Annotated in this window: 29 protein-coding genes and 1 tRNA gene; 13 read left to right on the top strand and 17 right to left on the bottom strand. The window is 68.4% G+C overall.

The features are described 5' to 3' along the window. Positions 1–5: 5 nt before the first annotated feature. Together ACW174_RS16925 and ACW174_RS16920 are read right to left on the bottom strand one after the other, a co-directional pair. Positions 6–653 (bottom strand): YjfK family protein, encoded by a 648-nt coding sequence (locus tag ACW174_RS16925; protein ID WP_492015524.1) that lies wholly within the window; start codon positions 651–653, stop codon positions 6–8. 8 nt (positions 654–661) lie between these two features. Next, positions 662–1,705, bottom strand: coding sequence for a potassium channel family protein (locus ACW174_RS16920; protein WP_492015523.1), 1,044 nt, complete (start codon positions 1,703–1,705; stop codon positions 662–664). A 331-nt stretch (positions 1,706–2,036) separates the two neighbouring features. Between ACW174_RS16920 and ACW174_RS16915 the strand changes: the two genes are divergently transcribed. The 3 genes from ACW174_RS16915 to ACW174_RS16905 are packed head-to-tail and all read left to right on the top strand — an operon-like array spanning position 2,037 to position 4,415. After that, positions 2,037–2,483 carry a YjfI family protein gene (locus tag ACW174_RS16915; protein ID WP_492015522.1) on the top strand — a complete coding sequence of 149 codons (447 nt, stop codon included), beginning with the start codon at positions 2,037–2,039 and terminating at the stop codon, positions 2,481–2,483. A 17-nt stretch (positions 2,484–2,500) separates the two neighbouring features. Next, on the top strand, positions 2,501–3,244 hold the full coding sequence (locus tag ACW174_RS16910; protein WP_492015521.1) for a PspA/IM30 family protein: 744 nt from the start codon (positions 2,501–2,503) through the stop codon (positions 3,242–3,244). A 7-nt stretch (positions 3,245–3,251) separates the two neighbouring features. Then, entirely contained in the window at positions 3,252–4,415 is a 1,164-nt protein-coding gene (locus ACW174_RS16905) for a glutathionylspermidine synthase family protein (RefSeq protein ID WP_492015520.1), read from the top strand. Between the two features lie 50 nt (positions 4,416–4,465). Here ACW174_RS16905 and ACW174_RS16900 read toward each other — a convergent pair whose 3' ends face one another. Together ACW174_RS16900 and ACW174_RS16895 are read right to left on the bottom strand one after the other, a co-directional pair. Further along, positions 4,466–5,671, bottom strand: coding sequence for a DUF2252 family protein (locus tag ACW174_RS16900; RefSeq protein ID WP_492015519.1), 1,206 nt, complete (start codon positions 5,669–5,671; stop codon positions 4,466–4,468). After that, complete coding sequence (locus ACW174_RS16895; protein WP_492015518.1) at positions 5,668–8,994, bottom strand: DEAD/DEAH box helicase; 3,327 nt, start codon at positions 8,992–8,994, stop codon at positions 5,668–5,670. The genes ACW174_RS16900 and ACW174_RS16895 overlap by 4 nt, the downstream gene beginning before the upstream one ends. Positions 8,995–9,359: 365 nt before the next feature. On the opposite strand from ACW174_RS16895, the gene ACW174_RS16890 reads away from it, so the two are divergent. Beyond that, positions 9,360–9,899, top strand: coding sequence for a hypothetical protein (locus ACW174_RS16890; RefSeq protein ID WP_492015517.1), 540 nt, complete (start codon positions 9,360–9,362; stop codon positions 9,897–9,899). 6 nt (positions 9,900–9,905) lie between these two features. Here ACW174_RS16890 and ACW174_RS16885 read toward each other — a convergent pair whose 3' ends face one another. The 4 genes from ACW174_RS16885 to queA are packed head-to-tail and all read right to left on the bottom strand — an operon-like array spanning position 9,906 to position 12,912. Then, the gene (locus tag ACW174_RS16885; protein ID WP_492015516.1) at positions 9,906–10,202 is read right to left on the bottom strand and encodes a hypothetical protein; all 297 of its coding nucleotides are present in this window, start codon (positions 10,200–10,202) and stop codon (positions 9,906–9,908) included. Between the two features lie 18 nt (positions 10,203–10,220). Continuing rightward, positions 10,221–11,336 (bottom strand): tRNA guanosine(34) transglycosylase Tgt, encoded by a 1,116-nt coding sequence (tgt, locus tag ACW174_RS16880; protein ID WP_492017309.1) that lies wholly within the window; start codon positions 11,334–11,336, stop codon positions 10,221–10,223. Then, positions 11,333–11,806: a hypothetical protein gene (locus ACW174_RS16875; protein WP_492015515.1), complete on the bottom strand. Its 474-nt coding sequence runs from the start codon at positions 11,804–11,806 to the stop codon at positions 11,333–11,335. The genes tgt and ACW174_RS16875 overlap by 4 nt, the downstream gene beginning before the upstream one ends. Beyond that, complete coding sequence (queA, locus tag ACW174_RS16870; protein WP_492015514.1) at positions 11,803–12,912, bottom strand: tRNA preQ1(34) S-adenosylmethionine ribosyltransferase-isomerase QueA; 1,110 nt, start codon at positions 12,910–12,912, stop codon at positions 11,803–11,805. The genes ACW174_RS16875 and queA overlap by 4 nt, the downstream gene beginning before the upstream one ends. Positions 12,913–13,015: 103 nt before the next feature. Here queA and ACW174_RS16865 point away from each other — a divergent pair, with 103 nt between their 5' ends. The 5 genes from ACW174_RS16865 to ACW174_RS16845 all read left to right on the top strand — a co-directional run bounded on the left by ACW174_RS16865 (position 13,016) and on the right by ACW174_RS16845 (position 16,687). After that, positions 13,016–13,432, top strand: coding sequence for a hypothetical protein (locus tag ACW174_RS16865; RefSeq protein ID WP_492015513.1), 417 nt, complete (start codon positions 13,016–13,018; stop codon positions 13,430–13,432). Between the two features lie 47 nt (positions 13,433–13,479). Next, positions 13,480–13,950 carry a hypothetical protein gene (locus tag ACW174_RS16860; protein WP_492015512.1) on the top strand — a complete coding sequence of 157 codons (471 nt, stop codon included), beginning with the start codon at positions 13,480–13,482 and terminating at the stop codon, positions 13,948–13,950. A 50-nt stretch (positions 13,951–14,000) separates the two neighbouring features. Continuing rightward, a complete protein-coding gene (locus ACW174_RS16855) occupies positions 14,001–15,683 on the top strand; it encodes a lysine--tRNA ligase (RefSeq protein ID WP_492017308.1) in 1,683 nt (560 codons plus the stop codon). Between the two features lie 68 nt (positions 15,684–15,751). Then, a complete protein-coding gene (locus ACW174_RS16850; RefSeq protein WP_492015511.1) occupies positions 15,752–16,126 on the top strand; it encodes a hypothetical protein in 375 nt (124 codons plus the stop codon). Positions 16,127–16,210: 84 nt separating this feature from the next. Continuing rightward, positions 16,211–16,687, top strand: a complete 477-nt coding sequence (locus tag ACW174_RS16845) for an SH3 domain-containing protein (RefSeq protein ID WP_492015510.1) — start codon at positions 16,211–16,213, stop codon at positions 16,685–16,687. Positions 16,688–16,847: 160 nt separating this feature from the next. Here the strand turns inward: ACW174_RS16845 and ACW174_RS16840 are convergent, their stop codons facing one another. The 6 genes from ACW174_RS16840 to ACW174_RS16815 all read right to left on the bottom strand — a co-directional run bounded on the left by ACW174_RS16840 (position 16,848) and on the right by ACW174_RS16815 (position 20,416). Then, positions 16,848–17,483, bottom strand: a complete 636-nt coding sequence (locus ACW174_RS16840) for a S24 family peptidase (protein WP_492015509.1) — start codon at positions 17,481–17,483, stop codon at positions 16,848–16,850. Positions 17,484–17,518: 35 nt separating this feature from the next. After that, the gene (locus ACW174_RS16835) at positions 17,519–18,313 is read right to left on the bottom strand and encodes a phosphodiester glycosidase family protein (RefSeq protein ID WP_492015508.1); all 795 of its coding nucleotides are present in this window, start codon (positions 18,311–18,313) and stop codon (positions 17,519–17,521) included. A 34-nt stretch (positions 18,314–18,347) separates the two neighbouring features. Continuing rightward, complete coding sequence (locus ACW174_RS16830; RefSeq protein WP_492015507.1) at positions 18,348–18,776, bottom strand: hypothetical protein; 429 nt, start codon at positions 18,774–18,776, stop codon at positions 18,348–18,350. Positions 18,777–18,864: 88 nt separating this feature from the next. Continuing rightward, positions 18,865–19,206 (bottom strand): hypothetical protein, encoded by a 342-nt coding sequence (locus ACW174_RS16825; protein ID WP_492015506.1) that lies wholly within the window; start codon positions 19,204–19,206, stop codon positions 18,865–18,867. Positions 19,207–19,544: 338 nt separating this feature from the next. Next, a complete protein-coding gene (locus tag ACW174_RS16820) occupies positions 19,545–19,943 on the bottom strand; it encodes a PaaI family thioesterase (protein WP_492015505.1) in 399 nt (132 codons plus the stop codon). Next, a complete protein-coding gene (locus ACW174_RS16815) occupies positions 19,940–20,416 on the bottom strand; it encodes a PaaI family thioesterase (RefSeq protein ID WP_492015504.1) in 477 nt (158 codons plus the stop codon). The genes ACW174_RS16820 and ACW174_RS16815 overlap by 4 nt, the downstream gene beginning before the upstream one ends. 82 nt (positions 20,417–20,498) lie before the next feature. Between ACW174_RS16815 and ACW174_RS16810 the strand changes: the two genes are divergently transcribed. Next, positions 20,499–21,542, top strand: coding sequence for a ligase-associated DNA damage response exonuclease (locus tag ACW174_RS16810; protein ID WP_492015503.1), 1,044 nt, complete (start codon positions 20,499–20,501; stop codon positions 21,540–21,542). Here ACW174_RS16810 and ACW174_RS16805 read toward each other — a convergent pair. Next, entirely contained in the window at positions 21,531–23,135 is a 1,605-nt protein-coding gene (locus tag ACW174_RS16805) for a response regulator (RefSeq protein ID WP_492015502.1), read from the bottom strand. The two genes, ACW174_RS16810 and ACW174_RS16805, sit on opposite strands and share 12 nt — an antisense overlap. 203 nt (positions 23,136–23,338) lie before the next feature. Between ACW174_RS16805 and queC the strand changes: the two genes are divergently transcribed. Genes queC through ACW174_RS16790 form a run of 3 tightly spaced genes read left to right on the top strand, consistent with a single transcriptional unit; the run spans position 23,339 to position 25,049 of the window. Then, entirely contained in the window at positions 23,339–24,049 is a 711-nt protein-coding gene (queC, locus tag ACW174_RS16800) for a 7-cyano-7-deazaguanine synthase QueC (protein ID WP_492017307.1), read from the top strand. Beyond that, positions 24,046–24,681: a 7-carboxy-7-deazaguanine synthase gene (gene queE / locus ACW174_RS16795; RefSeq protein WP_492015501.1), complete on the top strand. Its 636-nt coding sequence runs from the start codon at positions 24,046–24,048 to the stop codon at positions 24,679–24,681. The genes queC and queE overlap by 4 nt, the downstream gene beginning before the upstream one ends. After that, positions 24,681–25,049 (top strand): 6-pyruvoyl trahydropterin synthase family protein, encoded by a 369-nt coding sequence (locus tag ACW174_RS16790; RefSeq protein WP_492015500.1) that lies wholly within the window; start codon positions 24,681–24,683, stop codon positions 25,047–25,049. The genes queE and ACW174_RS16790 overlap by 1 nt, the downstream gene beginning before the upstream one ends. A 3-nt stretch (positions 25,050–25,052) precedes the next feature. Here ACW174_RS16790 and ACW174_RS16785 read toward each other — a convergent pair whose 3' ends face one another. Further along, positions 25,053–25,310, bottom strand: a complete 258-nt coding sequence (locus ACW174_RS16785) for a hypothetical protein (RefSeq protein ID WP_492015499.1) — start codon at positions 25,308–25,310, stop codon at positions 25,053–25,055. An 85-nt stretch (positions 25,311–25,395) separates the two neighbouring features. After that, positions 25,396–25,472 (bottom strand) — tRNA-Val (locus tag ACW174_RS16780). Between the last annotated feature and the right edge of the window lie 92 nt (positions 25,473–25,564).

The raw sequence follows: 25,564 nt of genomic DNA, 5'->3' as shown, positions 1-25,564 counted from the left end.
TGCGCCTAGGCGCGAAATTCGGCCAGTTCCAGCGGAATGCCGATCATGATCTCGTGTGTGGTCTCGCCGCCGTCCGGCTGCATCTCGAGGGCCAGCATAAGCTCCCGGCCCCCCGCCAGATCGCGCGCGTACAGCATGCACGTCTGGAAGATGCGCGCATAGGGCGTGGTCGCCGCGCGGTCGTCGTAGACCGTCTCCCACAGCGTCACCGGGGCCTGGCGGACGTCGCTCTCGGCGAACCACAGTCGCGGGTAGGCGGGCAGGTCCTCGGGCGCGCCGTCGAAGGTCGGTTCGGACAGCCGGTCGGACCACAAACGACGCTCGCGCTCGCCGGGCGGGTAGGCCGAAGACCAGGGAATGAACAGGGTGAAGTCGTAGGCGGCCTGGCCCTCTGCGTCGTCGCTCATGGCCTGAAGCATGATGTGGTCATCGGTATAGAAGCGATGCACATACTGGCCGCCATCGAGGGTGATCACGCCCTGGGCGGTGATCTCCAGGGCGTCGCGGTCGAGGGTGAAGCGCGTCTCGTCGCCCAGCCGACGCCAGGCGAGGGGATCCAGCGACACCGTCCGACCCACGGTGATGTTGCGGACCTGAGCCAGCCCGGGGGCGGGCGGACCCTTGTCGACGGTACCGAACAGACGCTTGAACATGGCCTGTCTTAACCTGCCAGGCTCGCGGTATCGAGCCTTGTCGCGGCGACATAGAACAGGCGGTCGCCGGGCGCGATGAGCCGTTCGGCCCCCGGGTTGAAGGTCGGGGTGGTGTCGCTGCCCGGCTGAACGGCCAGCAGCGTCGCGCCGCGGTCCAGAAGGGTCTGCGCCAGATCGGCGAACGAGCGGGGGCGGCTGTCCGGCCACGCCAGGCTGAACAGGGTCGCGCCCTCGTCGAGGTGGCTGGTCAGGGCGCTGATCACCTGGCTGGCGCCGGGATCCTTGCAGGCGCGGGCGACCATCTGGGGGCCGGAGGACAGGATGACCTCGACCGCCGGGCAATGTTGATCGATCAGCCGGGCGTGGTCCTCGTCCTCGAAATGGCAGACGATATGGGCCGTTTCCGGGGCAAGGGCGGTTGCGGCCAGGGTGGCCGAGAGGGTGTCTGAATCGGAATCCGTGAAGACCAGCACCCGACTGGCGGTGGGAACGCCCGCGCGGAGCAGGGCGGCGGTCGAGGTCAGGCTCTCGGACTGGACGTAGCGGATCCGGGCGTCGAGGTCGGTCAGGGTCTGGCGGGTCAACAGCACCAGGGTCTGATCCGGGGACAGGTCCGCGCAAAGCTCGTCGATCATCTTGGGCGTGCGGGCGGGGTGGTAGCCGATCAGGACGATCGAGGCGGTCATTCTTGAATAGTCTCCCTTGCCGGCCCGGCGGACGCGCCAGACCTCGCCGATGGCGGCCAGAACCTTGGCGACGATGGTGGTGAAGGCGGCGATGGCGCCGGGAAAGACCCAGAGCGCGGTGATCAGGCGGCCGGCATCCGTCTGCGGGCTCAGATCGCCATAGCCGACGGTGTAGGCGGTGGTGGCATACCAGTAGAAGAAGGTGGCCGCCCCATGCAGCTTGGCTTCGTGAGCGATGGCCAGCATGATCCACGTCAGCAGGGCATGCATCGCGATCAGCGTGAACAGCACCGTCCAGTGGAGATCGGCCATGGCGTGAAAGGCCCGGTCGAACAGGCGCGCCAACTTCAATCTGGGCAACAGCATGAGGGCTCGCACACGCCGGGCGGCATGCCCGGACTGCGTCAAGGTTTCGCAGAGCCCTAGCGGATGTCAATCGTTCCTGTTACGCGTTACATGAAACATGCGTAATCCGACTTCAAATCCCTTGCCCTCGGCGAACGATCGTATACGTGCTTGGCGCAAGTCCCGGCGCGAGGCGGGCATGGTCAAGGTGGAGTTCTGGATTCCCGAGGCCGCGAAGGATGATGTGAAGGCGGCGGTCCACGCCATCGTCACCGAGTCGACACGCGGCCCTGTTCTTGTCCGGCGTTCGCGTCGCAGTTCTCTGCTCGATCCCTCAGGAGTGAAACATCCCATGGACGCCGTTATCGAAACCGCCTGGACAATCCCCGCCATCAAGGCCGCGCTTGAGGCCTCCGACCTGGTTCGCGAGGGTGAACTGACCCTTCGCGTGGTCGAGGGTGCGGAGCCGGTTCTGCTGGCCACCATGCATGAGTATGGCGATCTGCCGATCTATCTGAGCGTGGGCGCTTCGCAGATCGTGGCCTCGGTGCTGCTGTGGCCGGTGGCCGAGCAGGCCGACACGGCGCGGTTCAACGAGTTTCTGCTGAAAGCGCAGCGCATCGTGCCGTTGTCGAACTTCGCCATCACCACGGTGTCGGGCGAGGACGTCTATGAACTGATGGGCGAGCTGTCGTGCAAGACGACGCTGCAGACCATATTGATCGAGCTGCGCACCCTCGCCGAGAACGCCATCGACGCGACCGAACTGCGCGAAACCTTCGGCGCCGACGCCGCCTGATCCGGAAAGACAGACCCATGTCCATGCTCGCCAAACTGTCCGCCCTGTTCCGCGGCACCGCCCATGACGCCGGCCAGTCGGTCGTCGACGCCAACGCCCTGAAGATCCTGGATCAGGAAATCCGCGACGCCGACAATGCGCAGGGCAAGGCCCGCGACGACCTGGCGGGTCTGGTGGCGCGCCGCCGGATGGCCGAGACCGAGATCAAGAGCTTTGGCGACCAGATCGCCAAATACGAGAACTCCGCCCGCACGGCCCTGACCCAGGGCAAGACCGACCTGGCGCGCGAAGTCGCGCAGCGGATCGCCGAACTCGAAACCGAGATCGGCACGCGCGGCCCGCTGATCGAGAACATGAAGACCGCCGAGGCGCGCCTGCGCACCGCCATCGCCTCGACCGACCAGAAGATCGAGACCCTGCGGCGCGAGATCGACATCGTGAAGGTCAATGACTCGGTCCAGAAGGCCCAGACCTCCGTGGCCCTGCAGTCGGCCGGCGCGCAATCGCGCATCGGCTCGGCGGCCGACAGCCTGCAGCGCATCAAGCAGCGGCAGGCGGTCAACGAGGAGAAGCTGCGCGCCGGCCAGGAGCTGGAGGACAGGCGCACCGGAGCCGACCTCGACGCCAAGCTGAGGGATGCGGGCATTCTGCCCGGACAGGCCTCCGCCGATGACGTGCTGGCCCGGTTGACGGCGCAGGAGGTCAAGGTTGTGACGCCCATGATCGGGACCTCGGTCCCGGCGTCCAAGGACCCGGCGTAAGCCCACCATGGAACGCCTGACGCTGGATCCCCGACCGGACTGGGAAGCGCGCGCGGACGCCATGGGCTTCACCTGGCACCATACGTCCGGAGAGCGCTACTGGGACGAAAGCGCCGCCTACGCCTTTTCGATCGAGGAGATCGAGGACGGCCTCGAGGCGCCGACGGCCGAATTGCACCAGATGTGCCTGGATTTGGTGCAGGAGACGGTGAAGTCCGAGCGGTTGATGACGCTGCTGGAAATCCCCGAGGCGTCGCGCGACTATGTCGCCGACAGCTGGGCGCGGGGCGAGCCGTCGCTGTATGGCCGCTTTGACTTCGCCTATGACGGCGCGGGGCCGGCCAAACTGTATGAATACAACGCCGACACCCCGACCAGCATCTTCGAGACCGCCGTCTTCCAGTGGCTGTGGCTGGAGGACCGCATCGCGGATGGGACGCTTCCGCCCGGAGCCGATCAGTTCAACAGCCTGCACGAGAAGCTGGTCGAGCGGTTCCGGGCCATCTTCCCGGACGGCGGCTTCGTGCATTTCTCGTCGGACGCAGACTTTGTCGAGGACCGCCAGACGGTGCGGTTCCTCGAGGATCTGGCGCGGCAGGCGGGCCTGGACCCGAAATTCGTCGCCCTGGAGCAGATCGGGCTGAACGCCGACGGCCGCTTCGTGGACGATGAGAACTGGCTGATCCAGGCCATGTTCAAGCTGTATCCGTGGGAGCAGATGCTGCGCGACGACTATGCGGAGCCTCTGCCCGATGCGCAGGTGACCGTGCTGGAGCCGGCATGGAAGGCCCTGCTGTCCAACAAGGGGCTGTTGCCGTTGCTGTGGGAACGCCATGCGGGCCACCCCAATCTGCTGGCGTCCTTCTTCGAGAGCGACCCGGCCCACACCACGCTGGGCGACGCCTATGTGCGCAAGCCGCTGTTCTCGCGCGAGGGCGCCAACGTCACGATCGTCGAGGGCGCGACCCGTGAGGACGGTCTGGACGGGGGCTATGGCGAAGGTCGACAGATCCGCCAGGCGCTGCACGCTCCGCCCCGCTTCGACGGCCAGCATGTGATCGTCGGCTCATGGGTCGTCGGCGACGCGCCCGCCGGCATTTCGCTGCGTGAGGATCCGGGACGAATCACCCGCAACACCTCGCGCTTCGTCCCGCATTTCATTCGCGACTGACCGGTTCCCTGCGCGGCCTGCAGGGTCGGCACGGGGCCGAAGTCCCGCGTTCAGGCCGCTTCCGCCAGGGCGTACTGCCGACAGTGTTCGAGGTAGGCGGCCTCGTGCAGCGAGACCAGTTCGACCACGCTGCGCCACAGCCATGACGGCGCGTCCAGCGCGCCGCTGTGGCTGCGTGAGAGGTCCCGGCCCCAGCCGGTGCGAACCTCGGCCTCCATCTGCCGTCCATGGGCACGGCCGAGCACGCCGCCGAGATAGCGGGCCATGGCTTCCGCCTCGCGTTGCGTCGTGCGCGCCATTTCCAGCTTGAGGTCCTGCGGCGCCAGTTCGCGCAGGACGACAGCACGGTCCATGAGCCGCCCGGCGACCATGCGGTCGCCGAGGTGAGGGGACAGGGCCTTGGCCCCGGTCAGGACCCGGATCCCGTTGTCGCGTGGCATGGTGATCAGGGCCGAGCGCGGCGCGGCGGCCTTGTCGGCTTCCTTGACGTCGATCAGGCCGAGCCGCGTGCGCTTGCCGTCGCGCAGGCCAACCAGCACGGCATACCGCACCCGGCCAAGCGAGCTGCAGCCCTTCATCCAGTAGGCGGCGTCGACGAGTCGGACGGGCGCTTCGGACAGGCCGTCCGCGCCGGCGATCAGTCCGCGAAGATCGACGCCGCGCAGCAGCGCCGTCAGACCCTCCCGCTCTTCCGGCTCCAGCGACCAGAACCGCTTGCCGCGCGGCAGTCGGGGTCGGTCCCGGTCCAGCCGTTCGGCCGCGAGTTCGGGCCAGCGGCGTCGAACCGAGCGCGCCAGCAGGCCCTGAATCAGCTCCGGCCGGTTCGAGCGGTCGCTCTTGCGGTCAAAATCACCGGCCAGCCCGGCCTGATAGCCGGCCATCAGACCCTCCAGCATCCGGGCCGTCGTGACGCCGGGAAGGTCCGAACCGCGCGCCGCCGATGCGAAGGACAGACCCAGTCGGATGATGTCATGAACCGGATTGCCGATCACGGTCTGGTCCAGGTCCCGGATCTGGATCGCCACCCGGCCCTTGCCGTCCGCCAGAGGGCCGAGGTTGCCGAGGTGGCAGTCGCCGCAGATCCAGATCGGCGGTCCTTCGGGCAGGTCTGCGGGCGAGTTCTCCAGCCAGGCGTAGAACTGCCGTGTGCTGCCGCGGACATAGGCGTGGGCCGAGCGCGCCATCTTCAGGCGGCGCGTCTGCGTCAGGATGCGCTGACGGTCCGCCGGCGGCATGGACGAGCGGTCCGCGCTCATGCCGCCGCCAGTTCGCCCAGAACCGCCTCCATGAATTCCTGGTCGTGAGGCGTGGCGTCATTGGCCTCGACGATCAGCCGGTCGCCGGACCAGCGCCGGTCGTCAGCGGGCGCCATGCGGCCGGACAACCGTTCGGCCTGGCGCGCGCCGAAGCTGAAGGCGGTGGCCTTCGGTCCCGACACGACTTCGGTTACGCCTGCCGCCAGCGCGAGGGCCGTCAGGCGGCTGGCCGCCATCAGGGCCACCGCAGGATCCGGCAGGGGGCCGAAGCGGTCCTCGATTTCCTCGTGCAGGGCGTCGATCTCCTCGGCGGAGGTCAGTTGGGCGAGGCGAGCGTAGAGGTTGATGCGCACCGCGGCGTCCGGGACGTAGTCCGCCGGGATGCCGCCCCCCAGCGGCAGGTTCAGTTTGGGCCGGACGGGGTCGGCATCGGCTTCGCCCCGCGCGGCGCGCAAGGCGCGGCCCAGGACACGCTGGTACAGGCTGGCGCCGATCAGGCGGATGTGCCCGGCCTGCTCATCGCCGACCAGATCGCCCCCGCCCCTGAGGTCGAGATCGCGGGCGCTGATCGCGAAGCCGGCGCCCAAGCGATCGAGCGCTTCCAGCGTCTGCAGCCGCGTTCGGGTGCTGTCGGCGATCGGTGTGTCCGGGTCACCCAGCAGATAGGCGAACCCTTGCCGCCGGCCGCGCCCGACCCGGCCGCGGAGTTGATGAAGCTGTGCCAGGCCGAAGCGGTCCGGCCGCCAGACCAGCATGGTGTTCGCGCGCGGCACGTCCAGCCCGTTCTCGATGATGTTGGTGGCCAGAAGCACATCGCCCCGGCCATCCGCGAAGCCGGTCATCACCGCATCCATCTCGTCCGCCGACAGCTTGCCGTGGGCGACCGCCACCTCAAGCTCCGGAACCAGAACGGCCAGTCGACGGGTCAAGGGTTCGATGTCCTCGATCCGGGGCGCGACAACAAAGCTCTGTCCTCCGCGGGCCTTCTCGCGCAGCAGCACGGTCCGGACCGAACCGCCGTCGAAGTCGGTCAGGAAGGTGCGGATGGGGCGCCGCCGCGCCGGGGGGCTGGCGATGATGCTGACGTCCTGGATGCCGACCATGGCGCCTTGCAGGGTGCGGGGGATGGGGGTCGCCGACATGGAGAGCAGATGCGGCGCCCGGGCCGACAGGTCAGCCTTCAGCCTGGCGCCGAAGCGGTGCTCCTCGTCGATGATCACCAGCGCCAGGTCGGCGAAGAGCAGCCGGTCGTCGGCCAGGGCCTGGGTGCCCACCACGACGCGGACCGAGCCGTCGGCAAGTCCGGCGCGCACGGCTTTCGCCTCGGCTCCGTCCACCAGCCGGGACAGATGGGCGACTCCGACGTCCGTGCCCTCGAAGCGGCGGCGGAAGGTTTCATAATGCTGACGGGCGAGCACGGTGGTCGGCGCCGCCAGCAAAACCTGTCGACCGGACAGGGCCACCGCAGCGGCGGCGCGCAGGGCCACCTCCGTCTTGCCGAAGCCGACGTCGCCACAGACCAGACGGTTCATCGGCCGTCCCGCCGACAGATTGGCCAGCACGGCGTCGATGGCCGCCAGTTGATCCACGGACTCCGGAAAGGGGAAGCGGGCCGTAAACCGGGCGTAGGCGGCTTTCGGCGGTGAGACGGGCGGGGTGGTCGCCGCCTCCCGCGCCCTGGCCATGTCCACCATCCGCGCCGCGGTCGCGTCGATCTGGGCGCTGACCTCGGCCCGGCGCTTGTGCCAGCCCTGGGTGTTCAGTCGATCAAGGCTGACCGCGGACGGCTCGGACCCGTAGCGCCAGATGCGACCGAACTCCTCGACGGGCGCCAGCACGGTGGCGCCGCCGTGATACTCCAGCCGCAGCACGTCGCGTCTTTCGCCGTCGGCCTCGATCTCCTCCAGCGCCTGCAGGACGCCCAGTCCGTGGTCCTCGTGGATCACCACGTCGCCGGGCCGGATTTCGGTTTCGCCGAAGGGATTGCCCGCCGTTCCGGACGCGCGGGCCAGACGGCCGCCGGTGATGTCGGTCGGGGTCAGCACGGTTCGCCCGGCGGGATGATCTTCATAGCCGCCATCGAGATCGGCGATGACCGCGAGGAGGCCGCCCGGCGCGACCGCCGCAATATCCTGCCAGGCCTCGACCCGCGTCGGCGCCTCGACGCCGTTCCGCTTCAGCAGCCGCGCGATGACCCGGTGTTCGTGCGCCAGACCGGCGATGACGACCGTTCGCCCCTCCGCCCGCTGGGCCTGGACATAGCGTTTCAGGGCCGCGCCGGGGAACCGTTCCCGGGCGAACGCCGGCGCGGGGGCAACGCCCTCGACGTCGACGTCGACGGCTCGGGCGTGGGCCAAGGCGGCCGAGACGTCTTCAGCGGTGAGATAGATCCGCTCGGGCGGAAGCGGCCGCGGTCCGTCCGCCTCGCCGAAGCTCCGGCGCGCCTCGAAGGCTTCCGTGATCTGGGCCGCGACGCGGTCGACCCGCTCCGGAACGCCCGTGTCCAGACAGAGGTCGGCATCGGGCAGGGCCTCGAACAGGTTGCCCAGCGCAGCGTCATAATGATCGGACAGGCGATGCGCGTCGGCGGCGGGCGTGAGGCTATCGGCCTCGGCGTCCTCGCCGATCTGTTCGGATGCGGCGGTCAGGGACAGGGCTGGGATCGCGTCCTGGGAGCGTTGGCTGACGGGATCGAAGGCCTTGATCTCCATCACAGCGCCACCCTCGTCGGTGAGGATGCGGAAGGGCGAGGCGGCCGCGGGCGGGTAGACGTCGATGACCTCGCCCAAAATGGCGATCTCGCCCGGCTCGTCGATCCGCTCGTCATGGACGTAGCCGGTCCGTTGGACGAACCGGCTCAGCGCCTCGCGGTCCAGCGGGTCGCCCACGGCGATGTCGAACCGGACGTCAGCGACCCCGGCGGGCGGTGTCCGTTGCATCACGGCTTCCGGGGACGTGATCACGAGCCGTCCCCTGACGGCCGTCGCGCCGAGATTGGCCAGCACCGCCATGCGGCGGCCCATGCTTTCGCGGGACGGCGGCGCACGGTCGTAGGGCAGGCAGTCCCACGGCGGAAACACCAGAACGGTCGGGCCGTCAGCCGCGGCCATGGCGTCCAGCGCGCGCGCCACCTCGTCCGCACGGCGCTCGCTCGCGGCCACAAAGATCAGGTCTCGTCCTTCGCCGGCGCTCCAGGCCTGCATCAGCCGCGCGGCCATGGCGGCGGGCGGCGTCCGACGCGCGGGTGTCCAGACCTCGCCCTGCGGCGCGGGGCCGTCAACCAGTGCGAGGGGGCCGGAAACCGGCGTGGTGGCGTCTGTCATTCTGATAAGGTCCGGCTCCCGATCCACAGCAACACAACCGGAGCCTTCGGGTTCTGTCGGTCAGCCGACGCAGCGGTGCGAAAAGGCCCCGCATGGGAGTTGCGGCGGGCGACCGCGGGCGTCGGCGACCGTGAAAATCCTTCAGACCGCCTGGACGTCGCCTCCGACAGACGGCGCGCCTGTGGGACGGACAGACTGCATTTGGGACGCAGGTGCATTCCGCTGTCCCTCATTCAGACGCATCCTGACGCGGGCACGTGAGTTTGCGCGTCCGGGCGCGGTGATCCTTTCCGAACCTTCATTGGCTCCGGGGGGGATTGCCGCCTCCGCCTTTCGTCCGCCGCGCAGGCGTGATTGATAGGGGCATGCGCGCCCTGTTCCTGCTTCCCGCCGTCTTCCTTGTCGCCGCCTGCGGAGCGGGTCAGGCCGCGCGCGATTTCGGCGCGGGACTGGGCGCGGCGGCGACGGCGCCGCTGGACGACTTCAACCTGCGCCGCGAGTATATCCCCACCGTGCTGCTGCAAGCCGAGGCCAATCCCTACGACCTGCGCAATCTGAACCAGTGCACCACCATCGGCGCCGAGATCGCGCGGCTGAACGAGGCGCTGGGGCCGGACACGGACGAGCCGCCGACGCCGGATAATCCGCATCTGAGCGAGCGGGCGGCGGATGCGGCGTCGAAGGCGGCGCTGGACGCGATCCGGGACGCCACCACCGACTTCATCCCCGGACGGGCCTGGGTCCGCCGTCTGAGCGGCGCCGAGCGGCACCGTCTGCACGTCCAGTCGGCGGTGCAGGCGGGGCGGATGCGCCGTGCCTTCCTGAAGGGGATCGGGATGCAGCGGAACTGTGCGCCGCCCGCGGCCCCGAGCTGGTTCCGGCCGCGGGGCGGGAGCCGGCGTTAGGCGCGGTCAGCGGCGGAATTTGTCGCTGCGGTCGCCCCGGATTTCGACCCGGCCATCCCTGGTGAAGGCCTCGAAGGTCGACTTGTCGATGTTCCTGAACTCGCCGGTCCGGTCCCAGTCCCAGTCGAAGGAGATCAGCTCGCCCTTGTGCGCGAACTTGCCGGACCAGTGGGCGAAGAACGAATATTTGTCGCCGCCGATGATGATCACATGGCGATGCAGCGCGCGTTCATTGCCCTCAGGGCGGGGCGGCTCTTCCAGATAGGTGTTGTAGGCGTGGAAGCCTGACTTCTCGATCCGCATGACGCGCACTCCTGCGGGCTAGTTCGAGGTATGCCGAGCGTGGAAGTCCGCGCGGAATTGGTCGAAGCGACCCTCGCTGATGGCCGCGCGCATGGCGGCGGTCAGGGCCTGGAAGAAGGCGATGTTGTGCCAGCTGAGCAGAATCTTGCCGAGGATTTCGTCGGTCCGGATCAGGTGGTGCAGGTAGGCTTTTGAATAGTCCTGCGAGGCGGGGCAGGGGACCTCGGGGTCCAGCGGGTCCTGATCCTCGGCGAAGCGGGCGTTCTTCAGGTTGATCGGCCCGTTCCAGGTCCAGGCCTGACCATGGCGACCGGCGCGCGTGGGCAGGACGCAGTCGAACATGTCGACGCCGCGCCACACCGCCTCGACCAGATCGACCGGCTTGCCCACGCCCATCAGATAGCGGGGGCGGTCGGCGGGCAGCATGTCGGGGGCGTAGTCCAGCACCTCGCACATGGCCTCATGCCCCTCGCCGACCGCCAGACCGCCGATGGCGTAGCCGTCGAAGCCGATCTCCTGCAGGCGCTCGGACGACTCCTTGCGCAGGGTCTGGAAGGTCGAGCCCTGCTGGATGCCGAACAGGGCCTGCGTGTCGCGCGTGCCGAAGGCGGTCTTCGAGCGCTGAGCCCAGCGGGCCGACAGCTCCATCCCCTCGCGGGCGCGCTTCTCCTCGGCGGGCCAGGCGACGCATTCGTCCAGCTGCATGACGATGTCGGAGCCGATGCGGTCGGCCTGGATCTCGATCGACCGCTCGGGCGTCAGGACGTGTTTCGAGCCGTCGATATGGCTGGAGAAGGTCACCGCCTCCTCGGTCAGCTTCGAAATGCCCGACAGGGACATGACCTGGAAGCCGCCGCTGTCGGTCAGGATCGGCTTGTCCCAGTGCATGAATTTGTGAAGCCCACCGAGCCGCTCCATCCGCTCCGGCCCGGGGCGCAGCATCAGATGGTAGGTGTTGCCCAGCAGGATGTCGGCGCCGGTCTGCTTCACCTGATCCACGGTCAGGGCCTTGACCGTGGCGGCGGTGCCGACGGGCATGAAGGCGGGCGTCCGGATGTCGCCGCGCGGGGTTTTCAGCACGCCGGTGCGGGCGCGGCCATCGGTCTTCGAGATTTCAAACGGGAAGGTCATCAGTCAGTCAGCTTGTCCAGCGCCTCGGCGCGCTGCAGGTCCTTGGGGCGTCCGAAGCGGCGCGCCATCTGCGCCTGCTCGGGGGTTCGGGCGGTGGGGATGTGGCGGTCCTGCACCAGACGGTCAACTCGGGTCCGGAAGGAGACCGGCGTCCAGCCATCTTCGGTCTTCACCTCGAGCCCGACCATGATTTCGATCGGGACCGGCGTGTCGTCGATCCGGGCCAGCAGGCGCGAGCGGAACCGGTCCTGCGTCGCGGGCGTGATGATCCGCCCGCCGAAAGCGTCGATCAGGTCTTCGGCGGTTTCTTCGGAGGCCAGCACGTCAATGTCTGGCACGGGCCAGTCGGGCAGGCCGGACAGCGCCATGGCCGCTCCGCCGAAGACAAGCCAGTCATCGCGAAGCTCGAGCGCTTCCGCGGTCGCGGCAAGCATCTCAAGGCTCTGGATCAGGGGGCGGGGAAGGGGGCTCATGCCGCGGGGCTCCGGAACAGCAGGCTGCCGTCCCCGTAGGAATAGAAGCGATAGCCGTCCGCGATGGCATGGGCGTAGGCGGCGCGCATCGTGTCCAGCCCCGCGAAGGCGCTGACCAGCATGAACAGGGTCGACTTCGGCAGATGGAAATTGGTCATCAGCACGTCCACGGCGCGGAAGCGGTAGCCGGGTGTGATGAAGATGGCCGTGTCGCCGTGGAAGGGTTTGATCACCCCGTCCTCGTCCGTCGCGCTTTCCAGCAGGCGCAGGGAGGTGGTGCCGACGCAGACGATGCGGCCGCCCGCGGCGTGGACGGCGTTCAGGGCGTCCGCGATGTCGGCGGAAACCTCACCCCACTCGCTGTGCATCCTGTGGTCGGCGGTGTCGTCCGCCTTGACCGGCAGGAAGGTGCCGGCGCCGACGTGCAGGGTGACGGCGTGGGTCGAGACGCCCTTGGCCTTCAGCGCTTCCAGAAGGGCCGGGGTGAAATGCAGGCCCGCTGTCGGCGCGGCGACCGAGCCGTCATGCTGGGCGAAGACGGTCTGATAGTCGGACCGGTCGCGGTCGTCCTCGGCGCGCTTGGCGGCGATGTAGGGCGGCAGGGGCATGACCCCGACCTCGCGGATGGCGTCGTCCAGCGCCGGGCCGGACAGGTCGAATGTCAGCGTGACCAGGCCGTCGTCGCCCTTGCCGGTGACGGTGGCGTCCAGCAGGCCTGACGCGCAAGCGCCGTCGGTCCTCGCGCCGAAGCGGATGCGATCGCCGTCCTTGATCCGCTTGCCGGGCTTCATGAAGGCCGACCAGACATCGGGCGCGTCACGGTGGTGCAGGGTGGCTTCGACCGCGACGGTCAGGGTTTCGCCCTCGGGGCCCCCGATTACGGGATTTGGGCGCTGACGCACGCCGGACAGGCGGGCCGGGATCACGCGGGTGTCGTTGAACACCAGGGCGTCGCCCGGACGCAGGAAGTCCGGCAGGTCGCGGATGATCCGGTCCTCCAGCCCGTCCTGACGCACGACCAGCAGGCGCGCGGAATCGCGCGGCTCCGCGGGGCGCAGGGCGATGTTGTCGTCGGGCAGGTCGAAGTCGAAATCAGCGGTCTTCATCAGGCGGCGCAAAGGCCATGCGTCTGCGGCGCGGTCAAGGCGGGGCGGCGGTGAGACCTTGTGTCAGCCTGACGGCGCGGCGGCGTTCGGGCAGGGTGGCGATATGAAACTGATCCCGATCCTCGCCGTCTCCGCCCTGTTCGGCCTCGTCGCCGGCTGTGACGAGGCCGTCTCCACCCTGCAGGAGATCGAGGACACCGCCGCCAAGGCCTCCGCCACCGCGGCCGAGATCAACACCCGGTCCGACCAGATCCAGCAGGCCGTCAACGACCCCGTCGGCGCCTTGCGCGGCGTGGTGTCGGCCAATCTGACGAAGACGCCGACGGACCAGCCGGGCATCTATGTGCTGACCGACCTGCAGACCGGCTGCCAGTTCCTGGCGACCTATGCGGCGGACGGCACGACCGTCAGCTCCGTCGCACCCCGCGTGGAGGCCACCGCCGACGGCGGGACGCGCCAACGCTGTATCGCCGTTCCAGGAGGCGGCGCGGGAGAGGCGCAGGCCGAGGTCGAGGGCTGATCGTCTCCCGGGATTGAACCCTCGTCCGCCCCGGCGGTTGGGCGGGTATGAAAGCCATTGAACTCCTCCCCTCCGCCCTAATCGGCGCCGTCGCCAGCGCCCGCTCGATGACCCCCATGGCCGCGCTGGCGAGCGCGCATCTGGCCCACCGGGAGACGCCCGGACGCCTTCGCCTGCTGACCCATCCCCTGTTCACGGCGGGGGCCCTGTTCATGGGCGTGGGGGAGTTGTTCGGCGACAAGATGAAGTCCGCGCCGGACCGCACCGTCTTCCTGGGCCTGCTGGCCCGGATCATGAGCGCGGGCATCGCCGGCTCCGCCCTGGCGCCCAGGGGGCGGGAACGCGTCGGCGGACTGGTCGCCATCGCGACGGCCGTGCCCCTGGCCTATCTGACGCTGGCGGACCGCAAAAAGGCGATGCGCAAGATCGGCCAGACGAAGAGCGGCCTGATCGAGGACCTGCTGATCGTGGCGTCCGGCGCGGCTGTGGTTGCCGGGACGGTGCGGCGACGTCGGTGATCCTGCTCGCAGCCGTTGACCCCGCGTCCCTGAGGCTGCAAACCCCGCCCATGCTGCAGAACATCGAACTCCTCGCGCGCGACGCCAGGTCGTGGCCGTTTGAACAGGCCCGCAATCTTCTGAACCATGTTCTGAAGAAGCGGCTGGGCGATGCGGATCGCGCGGCGGCGAAACTGCTGATCGATGCGGGCAAGGCCGACGAGGCGCTGGCGACCTTCGAGGCGTTGCAGCGATCGGTGGTGCTGGAGACGGGCTACGGTCCGTCGGGCCTGCCGCACATGGGCACCTTCGGCGAGGTGGCGCGCACGACCATGGTGCGCAACGCCTTCCGCGCCCTGACCGGCGACCACTGGCCGACGCGGCTGATCGCCTTCAGCGACGACATGGACGGCCTGCGTAAGGTGCCGGAGGGCATCCCCAATCCGGAGATGCTGCGCGAGGACCTGCACAAGCCCCTGACGGTGGTGCGCGATCCGTTCGGCACCCACGACAGCTTCGGCGCGCACAACAACGCCCGCCTGCGCGCCTTCCTGGACAGCTTCGACTTCGAGTACGAGTTCCTGTCGTCGACCGAACAGTACCGGTCGGGTCGCTTCGATACGGTGCTGCTGCGCCTGCTGGAGCGGTTCGATGCGGTCATGGCCATCATGCTGCCGACGCTGGGCGAAGAACGCCGGGCCACCTATTCGCCCTTCCTGCCGGTCAGCCCGATCACGGGGCATGTGCTGCAGGTGCCGACGCTGGCGCGCGATGTCGAAAAGGGGACCATCACCTTCGAGGACCCGGCGGGCGAGCCCGGCAACCGCACCGAGGTCCCGGTCACCGGCGGCCATGTGAAGCTGCAGTGGAAGCCCGACTGGGCCATGCGCTGGGTCGCCCTGGACGTCGACTACGAGATGGCCGGCAAGGACCTGATCGAGAGCGTGCGCGAGAGCGGCAAGATCTGTCGCGCCCTGGGCGGCGTCCCGCCCGAGGGCTTCAATTTCGAGCTCTTCCTCGACATCGAGGGCAAGAAGATCTCCAAGTCCAAGGGCAATGGCCTGACGATGGACGAGTGGCTGCGCTACGGCACGCCCGAGAGCCTCAGCTGGTACATGTTCGGGTCGCCGAAGTCGGCCAAAAGCCTGCACTTCAACGTCATTCCGCGCGCCATCGACGACTATCTGGGCTTCATCGACCAGTACCAGACCCAGGAGCCGGGAAAGCAGATCGACAACGCCGTCTGGTCGATCCACGCGGGCGCGCCGCCGAAGGTCGCCAGCCCTGTGTCCTTCAGCCTGCTGCTGAACCTTGTGGGCGTGGCCAACGCCTCATCCAAGGCGCAGCTCTGGGCCTATTTCGCCCGGTATTTGCCGGACGCCACGCCGGAGAATGAGCCGACGCTCGACCGGCTGATGGGCCATGCGCTGAACTACTACGAGGATTTCGTGAAGCCGACGAAGTCCTATCGCCTGCCGACGGAGCAGGAGAAGGCGGCGCTGCTGGACCTCGCGGACCGGTTGAAGGCCCTGCCTGCGGAGACGACCGACGGCGAGATCATCCAGAACGAGGTCTATGCAGTCGGCAAGGCGCACGCCTTCGAGCCGCTGCGGGCCTGGTTCGGAGCGCTGTATGAGGTTCTGCTGGGCGCCTCGCAGGGGCCGCGCTTCGGTTCCTTCGCCGCCATCTACGGTCTGCCGCAGACGATCGCGCTGATCGAAGCGGGCGCGAACGGCCAACTGACTGAGGGATAACCCTTATTCCGGGAAACGAGAGTCCTTAAGGCGCGAGCGGTAACCTGTGCGCGTCTGAGGAGGCTTGCGTGCAACACCGGTTCTATGCCGACGAACGGATCCTGCATCTGGATTTGAACAACGGCGTCACGGCGCAACGGGCGCTCGCGCATTTGGTCCCGCTGCTGGAAGACCGGCCGGACTTGTGGGGGTGGGACTGGGTCGTCGATGCGCAGGCGGTGCCCGCCGACGCTTCGGTCGAGCAGATCGCCCGATTGGCCGAGATGTTCCGCAGACCGGAAACACCGGTCGTCACCGCCTTCGCCACCGACGACCGTTTCATGCACCTCTGGGCGCGGGTGATGGATTTCCAGTTTCCGGGCCGCCAGCATCTGGTCGTGGCCAGTGCAGTGGCGGGTATTCGTCTCATCAACACCCGCCGCGCGGCAACGAAGATGAACTGAATATAACGGCGGAGCTCCGGGAGCCTTCAGGTGAGATGGGGCATTGTGCATGACATCGACCAACTCGATGACAGGAGCAGAGCCATGTCGAACAAGAAATTCACCGTCGCTATCGCCGCCGCCGCCATGCTGGGTGGTCTGGCCCCGATGGCCCTCCCGACCGTCGCCTCGGCCCAGGCCAATGGCGTGACCAACTGTGACGCCCCCGGCGGCCGTCAACGCGCCGGCGCCCTGATCGGCGCCGTAGTGGGTGGTCTGGCCGGCAGCCAGATTTCCAGCAACGAGCGCACGCTCGGCGCTGTCGGCGGCGCCGCCGCCGGTGCGGCCGCGGGCTCGTACATCGGCTGTAACCAGCAGCGCGCCCGTGCCGAGTCCGCCCAGAGCGGCGCCCAGTACCGCGCCACCTCGAACCTGAACATCCGTTCGGGTCCGGGCACCGGCTACCGCAGCGTGGGTCGCCTGTCGGCGGGCCAGCCGTTCTCGGCCACCGGCTCGCAAGGTGAGTGGGTGCAGATCGCCGGCGGCGGCTGGGTCAACGCCCGCTACGTCACCACCAACTAACTTCATCTCCTTCGCGGATGAAGATGAGAGCCGTCCCGAAAGGGCGGCTCTTTTCTCTTGGGGCGCTAACGCTCGCCGCCTGAGCGTTCATCGGTCCCGGGGCCCGGCGCTTGCGACGCGGTCGCTTGCGGGGTGAGCGCGGGAATACGGTTGTCGAGAGTTACTGGCTGACCCAGAGGATGCGGCCCATCCAGAGGATGTCGCTGCGGGGGATGGTGCGCGGTGGATAGGCCGGATTGACCGAGGCCAGCGTCACCGCCCTCGCCGTCAGGCTCGCGACCTCCTTCGCGAGGGTCTCGCCCCCGGCGGTGCGGACCACGACGCGGTCGCCCCGTCGCACGTCCGACGCTTCACGGTCGACGATAACCTTGTCGCCTTGCCGGTACAGCGGCGCCATGGAGTCGCCCGTGATACGCAGGCTGAGCAGGCTGTCGGAGGGGCGCGGCAGTTCGGTCTGCTCCCAGCCCTCGGCAAGGGGCAGGCCGGCGTCATCAAAGAAGCCGTCCAGACCGGCCTGGGCCATGCCGAGCAGGGGAATGGTCCGGCTCCGCTCCCCTGCATCCTGGGCCAGGGCGGCAAAGTCGCCGAGCGACACGCCTGTGGCTTCGAGAATGCGCGTCAGGCTTTCCGTTGAGGGCCAGCGCGGACGGGGCGGTTCGCCGGGGCCGAACCGTTTGGACGGGTTGAAACTGGTCGCATCCAGTCCCGCCCTCCGCGCCAAGGCTGAGGCGGTCAGCCCTTCGCGTCGCGCAAGGCGATCGATGGCGGTCCAGATCTGGGCGTGCGACAGGGGCAAGACGGCTCCGAAGACGAGACCATAGGAATGTCTGCCTATTCGCCTTTGCGGTCAACGACGATGACGGAGCCGGCCGCGAAGGGGCCGCCGACGATCGACCCCTTCGGCCCCGCGAGCGCGGACACCGCGCCGTCCAGGAACAGGGCGTCGGGACAGGCGAGAGCATCCCGGAACAGCCGGGCGAAGGCCCCGAAGCTGACCCGGCGGCGGGAAATGGCCAGCACGACGGCGCCGTCCGTCCGCACCCCGACGCCGTTGCGGCGATAGCGGGAGACGCCGTCAGGCTCGAACGCCGGATGCAGGGCGCCGCCGATGACCAGCAAGGGGCCGGACTGGGTGGCGAAGGCTGTTTTAGGGGGCGTGGTCCAGGCGGCGCTGTCGACAACGCGGGCGCGACCGGACCGATCGACGGCAAAGACACCGTTCGGCTTCAGATGGAAGTTTCCCGGCCCGTCCCGCAGGTTCAGCGGTTTCAACTCGCGGCCGTTCTCGATCAGCAGGCCGATGGCGTTCAGGTCGACGTCGTACATCCCGCCGTTCATCGCCAGGACGGGCGGGCGGCCGGCGGCCACGCGGGCGCGGACGAGGTCCGTCACCTTGGCGGCGGCGTCCGCCTGGCTGTCGGTATGCGCCAGCGAGATCGCATAGCGGTCCGTCGGCAGGACGCAGACGACGTAGGCGTCGCCCTCGAACACCTGCTCGCGGCACGGCTCGGGGAGGGCGGGCGTCACCTGTGGGAGCGGCGGAACGGGACGTCCGTCCCACACCACAGCGCCGATGCCGAGAGCCAGCGCCGCGCCGATCAGCAGCAGGCCGGCGCGCCGGGTCACAGGCGGACGCGGGGCCGAGCCCACGAGGCGTCGCTTACTCGAGTCCGGCGGCGCGCCGCTCTTGCCAGGCCCAGAAGGTGCCGACGGCGATGGCGACCAGCACGCCGTAGCTGGCGATATTGATGACGGCGAAGAAGGCCGCCATGGACGGACGCAGATCGACGAGGGTCAGCAGGTGGCTCATCACGATGAGGGACTGCAGGGCGCAGACCCAGACCGGCCATGTCCGACGGCTCTTCCAGGCCAGCCCGATGCAGACCGCCAGGAAGACCGCGTCGATCGCCATCAGCCCCCACTGGGTGCCGTGGAGCGCGGTCTTATCCTGAACCAGTTGCGAGGCGAACAGACCCAGCATGTAGGCGCCGGCGCCCACACGTTCGGGTTCGTCCCCCTTGAGAAACGCAAACGCCGTCACCAGCACCGCGATTGCGAAGCCGATCTGCGATGCGAGGGTGTCAAACATGAAATCGCCCCCATGCCATTCGGCATGGAGGCGACTTTGCATCGAGTCTGCGCAAACCGGAATGACCGGCGGCGGACATTACATCGAATTAAACCGCGCGGAGACGGCCCACGGGGCGCTGCGACGGACCCGTTTCAGCGGGCTTGTCCAGAACGCCGATGGCGTAGGTGCCCCAACCGAGGCGGCGGTGGTCCTTGGCGAGTTCCTCGTGCGCGGCGACGATGGCCGTGCGCGCGGCGCTGAGGGCGGCGATGGCCTCCATGGCCTTCGCTTGCGACTCGGCGCCGGTCACCGGGGAAAGGCTGAGCGTGGTGCGCGCACCGATCATCGCCTGGACCAGGGTGGTCGCTTGAGCGATGGCGGCGTCAACCGCCTGTTCGGTTGCGTTGAGGTCGCCGGCGACGCTGGCGATTACTTCAGCCTTATCCATAAAACCCTCCAGAACAAAAACGTGGTAACCGAAGTCTTAACACGGAACGGTAGTGCTTGGTAGTATTTTGTTTGCCTTGTTTGTCAGTGCTTTGTTTACTTTTGAAGCAACGCCGGTGCGGATTCCGGAGGCTCCGGTGATCGGCGGCTGCGCTCCGGGCTCGTCGCGCGGACCGGCCGGAGCGTGTCCAAGCCGAGGGTGGGGGCGCGAACCGCTAGGGCGGTGTGGGTTTGCAGGGCATGACAGGGCGCCTCGCCGACGCCTTGTCCGGACAGGATGAGTCGCCCCGGGACCAGGCGTCACGAGGGTCATCCATCACAGGCTGTAAAGCTGACCGGCTAGGAGTCGTCTTCGGCGACCAGGAAGTGGGCGCTCAGGCTGGCGATAGGCTGGGCGGGGTCGTCCTGCCACGCTTCAGCCTGAACGTGTGCGACCCGGCGCCCGGCCTTGCTGATCCGCGCGCGGGCATGGACGTCCTGCGGTCGGCCCGAGCGCAGGTAGGTCACGGTCACATTGATCGGCCGGGGCAGTTTGAGCCGCGGATACAACAGGGCCACCTGCGCGACGGCCGTCAGCTCCAGCATGGCGGCGGTGGATCCGCCGTGAAGGGCGGGCAGGACGGGATTGCCGATCAGCTTGTCCGCGAACGGCATGGTCACGGTCAGAAGGTCCTCATCCTGACGGCTGATCAGCCCCAGGAAGCGGGCGTAGGGCAGGCTGCCGAGAGGGTCGCTCATGCGCCGGCCTCCCGACGGGGCTTGAGGTTGGCGCCCACGCCCCGGGCATCCTTGGCGTTCAGGATATAGGCCGCCTGGGCCGCGGCCACCGGGTCCTCCGGATCCTCCTCGAACGCCCAGGCGCGGACGAAGGCGATGGAGTGGGTCAGGCGATAGCAGCGCGCCTCGGCGATCAGGCCGGTGCGGGCGCGGGCGGCGCGCATATAGTCGACGCGCAGGTCGAGGGTGGCGATCGGCTCGAACCGGTCCAGCGCGACCCAGACGGCCATGCCGCCCGCATGATCCAGCAGGGCCGTGACCAGTCCGCCGGCCAGGACCTCGGTGTCCGGGTCTCCCACCAGATCCTCGCGCCAGGGAACCTTGAGACGGACACGGTCGCCGACCACGCCGTCGTAGGCGAAGCCGAGCGCGTGGGTGTGGGCGGAGGCCGAGGCGAGCTGCGGCAGGATGGCGGCGAGGGGCGAAGCGGACATGACCCTGTTGTCCGCTGCGTTCGCGGTTGAGCGCAAGCGCGCCTCGTGCGTTCTGGTGTCATCGGGAGGGCGAAAACGCCGAATGATCCGCTTTGAAGACCTGCTGAAGCCGACGCCGGCCGGGCTGTACTGTCCGCCTGGGGATTTCTACGTGGACCCGGTGCAGCCGGTGGACCGGGCGGTGGTCACCCACGGCCACTCCGACCACGCCCGATCAGGCCACGGTGCCGTGCTGGCGACGCACCAGACCCTGGCCATCATGGCCGAACGCTATGGCGAGGAATTCACCGCGCGGCGAGACGGTGTCGCCTATGGCGAAACGGCCTCGCAGAACGGGGTGGAGATCACCCTGGTCCCGGCGGGGCATGTGCTGGGTTCGGCGCAGGCCGTGATCCGCTGGAAGGGTGTGACCATGGTGGTGTCGGGCGACTACAAGCGCCGCCGCGACCCGACCTGCGCCCTGTTCGAGCCCGTGCCGTGCCATGTGTTCATCTCGGAGGCGACCTTCGGCCTGCCGGTCTTCGTGCACCCGCCCGATGCCGACGAGATCGGGCGGCTGGTGCGCTCCTTGCACCAGTTTCCTGAACGCACCCACCTGATCGGCGCCTATGCCCTGGGCAAGGCGCAGCGGCTGATCCGGCTGCTGCGCGAAGCGGGATGGGACCGGACGATCCATGTCCACGGGGCGCTCGACCGGCTGAACCGGTTGTATCAGCGCGAGGGCGTTGATCTGGGGCCGCTGGCGCTGGTCGAGGCGGGCAAGGCGCGCAATGTCCTGCCGGGCGAGGTGGTGATCGCCCCGCCGTCAGCGACGCAGGACCGCTGGTCCCGCCGGTTCGCCGATCCGGTGCTGGCGTTCGCGTCAGGCTGGATGCTGGTGAAGGCGCGCGCGCGCCAGCGGGGCGTCGAGCTGCCGCTGGTGTTGTCAGACCACGCTGACTGGCCCGAATTGATCACCACCTTCACGGAGCTGAAGCCGGAGGAGATCTGGATCACGCACGGGCGTGAGGAAGGCCTGCTGCGCTGGTGCGAGCTCAACGGCCAGAAGGCGCGGGCATTGCGGCTGGTCGGCTATGAGGAAGAGGACGACGAGGCAGACCCGGTCGCCGCCGGATTAGGCGACTGAGCGTTCGCCGTCGGCCATGTTCGCGGCATCGGCCATCGCGGCCTGTTCCAGCGCGGCGTTCATCGCCATGCGAAGACGCTCGGGCTTGATCGGCTTCTCGACCACGGCGGCCATGCCGATCGACAGGTAGCGACGCGCGTCTTCCGGATCGGCGTTGGCCGTCAGGGCCACGATCGGAATGTTGCGGACATCGCCGGGCAGGGCGCGAATGGCCTGCGTGGCCTGGACGCCGTCCATGCGCGGCATCTTGATGTCCATCAGGATCATGTCGAAGCGGCGTTCCTGCACGGCCTCGACGGCCTCGACGCCGTCCTCGGCGGTTTCTGAGGTGCAGCCGAACATCTCGCACAGGGCCTGGGCGACGACCCGGTTGGTGGCGTTATCGTCGACGATCAGGATGTGCGGATTGTCCTGCAGATCCAGGTCCGGCAGGCTTTCGACGTTTGAGGTCTGGGCGGATTCCATCTCGGCCCGCTCGACGTTCAGGTCGAAGGCGAAGGTGGCGCCGCGACCCGGGTTGTTCTCGGCCCAGATACGGCCGTCCATGCGATCGACGATCTGGCGGCAGATCGAAAGGCCCAGACCCGCGCCGTCGGGGCCGGAGCCATGCACGAAGGGCTCGAAGATCACATCGACGCGGTCAGCCTCCACACCCGGACCATCGTCGCGGACGCGGGCTTCCAGACGAATGCGGTCGCCCTGGGCCACAGCCTTCAACCCGGCCTCGACCATGCCGTTGCGGGCGAATTTCAGGGCGTTGCCGATCAGGTTGTTGAACACCTGCTTGACCCGGATCGCATCGATCATGGCGGCCAGTTCGGTGTCGCCCTCATAGCTGACCATAAGGGTGACGTTGTCCTGCGAGGCGCGCGGCGCCCACATGGCCTCGACGTCGTCCATCAGGGCGCGCAGGGGGGTCGGTTCGGCGTTCAGTTCCAGCTCGCCCGCCTCGGCGCGCGACAGGTCCAGAGCGTCCTGCAGAATGCGCAGCAGGGTTTCGGACGACTCGACGATGGTCGCGACGTGCGCCTGGGCCTGCACGTTCAGGGGCTGGCGGCGCAGCAACTCGGCCACGGCCAGCACGCCGTTCATCGGGGTGCGCAGTTCATGGCTCATGATGGCGAGGAACTGGCTCTTCGCCCGTGCGGCGGCCAAGGCCTGGGTGCGTGTGTCGCTGAGTTCGATATTCTGGAGCCGCTGACGTTCATTGACCGCCTGCAGCAGGGATACGGCCGTGCCGACCCCGTGATACTTGCCGTTTCGCGTGACGATGAACCCGCGCATCAGCGCGCCGGGGCCGCCTTGCAGAAGGATGTCGCAGAAGGCGTCTATGCCGACCCCGGCCTCAACCACGGCGGGCTCATTGTCCATCACGTGAACCACGGGGCGGCCGGCGTAAAGCGCGTGACCGAAGGCGCCAGCGATCTTCAGAAGGAAGGCGTTGCGCTCGATCAGACCGACGGGGCGGTCTCCATCGACGACCGGGATGACAAGCGTGTCCGGTTCGCGCTCGAAACGCGCAAACACATCACTGCCCGACGTCTCGGGCGTAACCGCCTCGGCGCGTTCGGTAAGGGTTTCGATTGTCGGCATACTGGCCGGCACTCCACTGGGACCGGTAGACATTGCCCCGAAACGGTTTGCAGAAGGGTTAAGACGGTGAAGGCGCCGCTTTCCGGCCACTTTTGCCCCCGCCCGGGGGGTGGTGTAGAAGGCTCGTCCGCCGGTTTTCAGGCCCCCATCCCTTTTTGCATGCGCGCGGCCGATCGGCCGACCGCAGGTTTGTCATGAGCGAATTGTCCCCGAACACCCGAAAATCGGCCCTCGTTCTCTTCTCCGGCGGGCAGGACAGCGCGACCTGCCTGGCCTGGGCGCTGGAGCGATTTGACCGGGTCGAAACCGTCGGTTTCGACTACGGCCAACGGCATGCGGTCGAGATGGAGGCGCGCCTCAATGTCCGCGAGGGCATGGTGAAGGTGCTGCCGCAATGGGCCGGGCGTCTGGGGCCGGATCATGTCGTGGACCTGACCGGCTACGGCAAGATCGCCGACAGCGCCCTGACCGCCGAACGGGCGATCGAGATGGACGCCCGCGGCCTGCCGACCACCTTCGTGCCCGGGCGCAATCTGGTCTTCCTGACCTGCGCTGCGGCGCTGGCGGACCGGCGCGGGCTGGACGTGCTGGTCGGCGGCATGTGCGAGACCGATTTCTCGGGCTACCCCGACTGCCGCCGCGACACGATCGAGGCCATGGCGCGGGCGCTGAGCCTCGGACTGGACAAGCCGGTGGTGATCGACACCCCGCTGATGGCCCTGACCAAGGCCCGGACCTGGGAATTGGCCGACCGCATCGGCGGCGCGGCGCTGGTCGAGCTGATCGTCGAGGCGTCGCACACCTGCTACCGCGGAGACCGCGAGCATCGTCACGCCTGGGGCTATGGCTGTGACGACTGCCCCGCCTGCGAACTGCGCGCGGCGGGCCATGCGGAGTGGGTCGCGGGCCGATGAGCTATACGGCCAAGGAAATCTTCCTGACGGTGCAGGGGGAGGGCGGCCAGGCCGGCCGACCGGCCGTCTTCCTGCGCTTCGCCGGCTGCAATCTGTGGAACGGGCTGGAGCGGGACCGCGCCACCGCCGTCTGCACCTTCTGCGACACAGATTTCGTGGGGACGGACGGCGACGGCGGCGGCAAGTTCGCGACCGCCGATCTTCTGGCCGCCCACGTCGACGGAATGTGGCGGGGACGGGCGGGAGATCCGAAGCTGGTGGTCTGCACGGGCGGCGAGCCCCTGCTGCAACTGGATGCGCCCCTGATCGAGGCTCTGCACGCGCGCGGCTTTGAAATCGCCATCGAGAGCAACGGCACGCTGCCCGCGCCCGACGGCATCGACTGGATCTGCATCAGTCCCAAGGCGGACGCCGGGGTGGTCCAGATCAGGGGGCAGGAGCTGAAGCTGGTCTATCCGCAGGCCAAGGCCATGCCGGAGCGGTTCGAGGGTCTCGATTTCGAGCGCTTCTGGCTGCAGCCCATGGACGGCCCGGATCAGGCGGCCAATACCGCCGCCGCCATCGAATACTGCCTGACCCACCCGCAGTGGCGCCTGAGCGTCCAGACCCACAAATACATCGGCGTCCGCTAATGCCCGTCTTCGAGATCACCAAACAGGCCACCTTCGACGCGGCCCACCACTTCCCGAACGAACCCGAGGGCAGCATCTATCGTCGCGTCCACGGCCATTCGTTCACGGTCGAGGCGACCGTCCGGTCGGAAGTGCTTGATGCGGAACACGGCTGGGTCGCCGACCTCGGCGCGCTGGACCGCGCCCTGAAATCCGCCGCCGAAAGGCTGGATCACGGCATGCTGAACGAGCATCCGGGGCTTGAGCTGCCGTCGCTGGAGAACCTGTGCCTTTGGTTCGTCGGTCAGTTGAAGCCCGACTGGCCGGGCCTGTGCCGCATCCAGGTGGCGCGCCCGACGATCAACGAGCGCTGCGTTCTGAGCCTGTAGGGCCTAGCAGTCCTTGCCCTGACGCTGGCGTCGCTCGCAGCGGCGCTGCTCACGCTCCCATTCGCGCTGTTCGCGCTCGCGTTTGGCCCGACTTTCCTCGTCGGACGTGGTGACGGCGTCCACGCCCGCGCCGACGACAGCGGCTCCGGCGCCGACGACCGCCGCGCCGGCGCCGACAGCCGCCCCGACCAGGCAGCCCTGAAGCATCAGCGAGCCGGCGAGAAGGGCAGACAGGGCGGCGACGCGTTTGACGATATGCATGGTGATTTCTCCCGACCGGACAGGGTTAACCCGAAAGGGGTGAACACAGTCTGACAGCGCGCGGGGGCGAGGCGCGCCGGGAAGGTGGTGGGCGGCGAGGGGTTCGAACCCCCGACCCCCTCGGTGTAAACGAGGTGCTCTGACCAGCTGAGCTAGCCGCCCGATCGCGCAAGGCGAGGTGCGCCTTCTAGGCCGGACCGCGGAAAAGAAAAAGGCCCGCCGGTGATCCCGGCGGGCCTTTTGTTGCGTGTCGT

Source organism: Brevundimonas sp. AVps31 (assembly GCF_058681355.1).
This window is presented reverse-complemented; position numbering and strand designations above follow the sequence as displayed.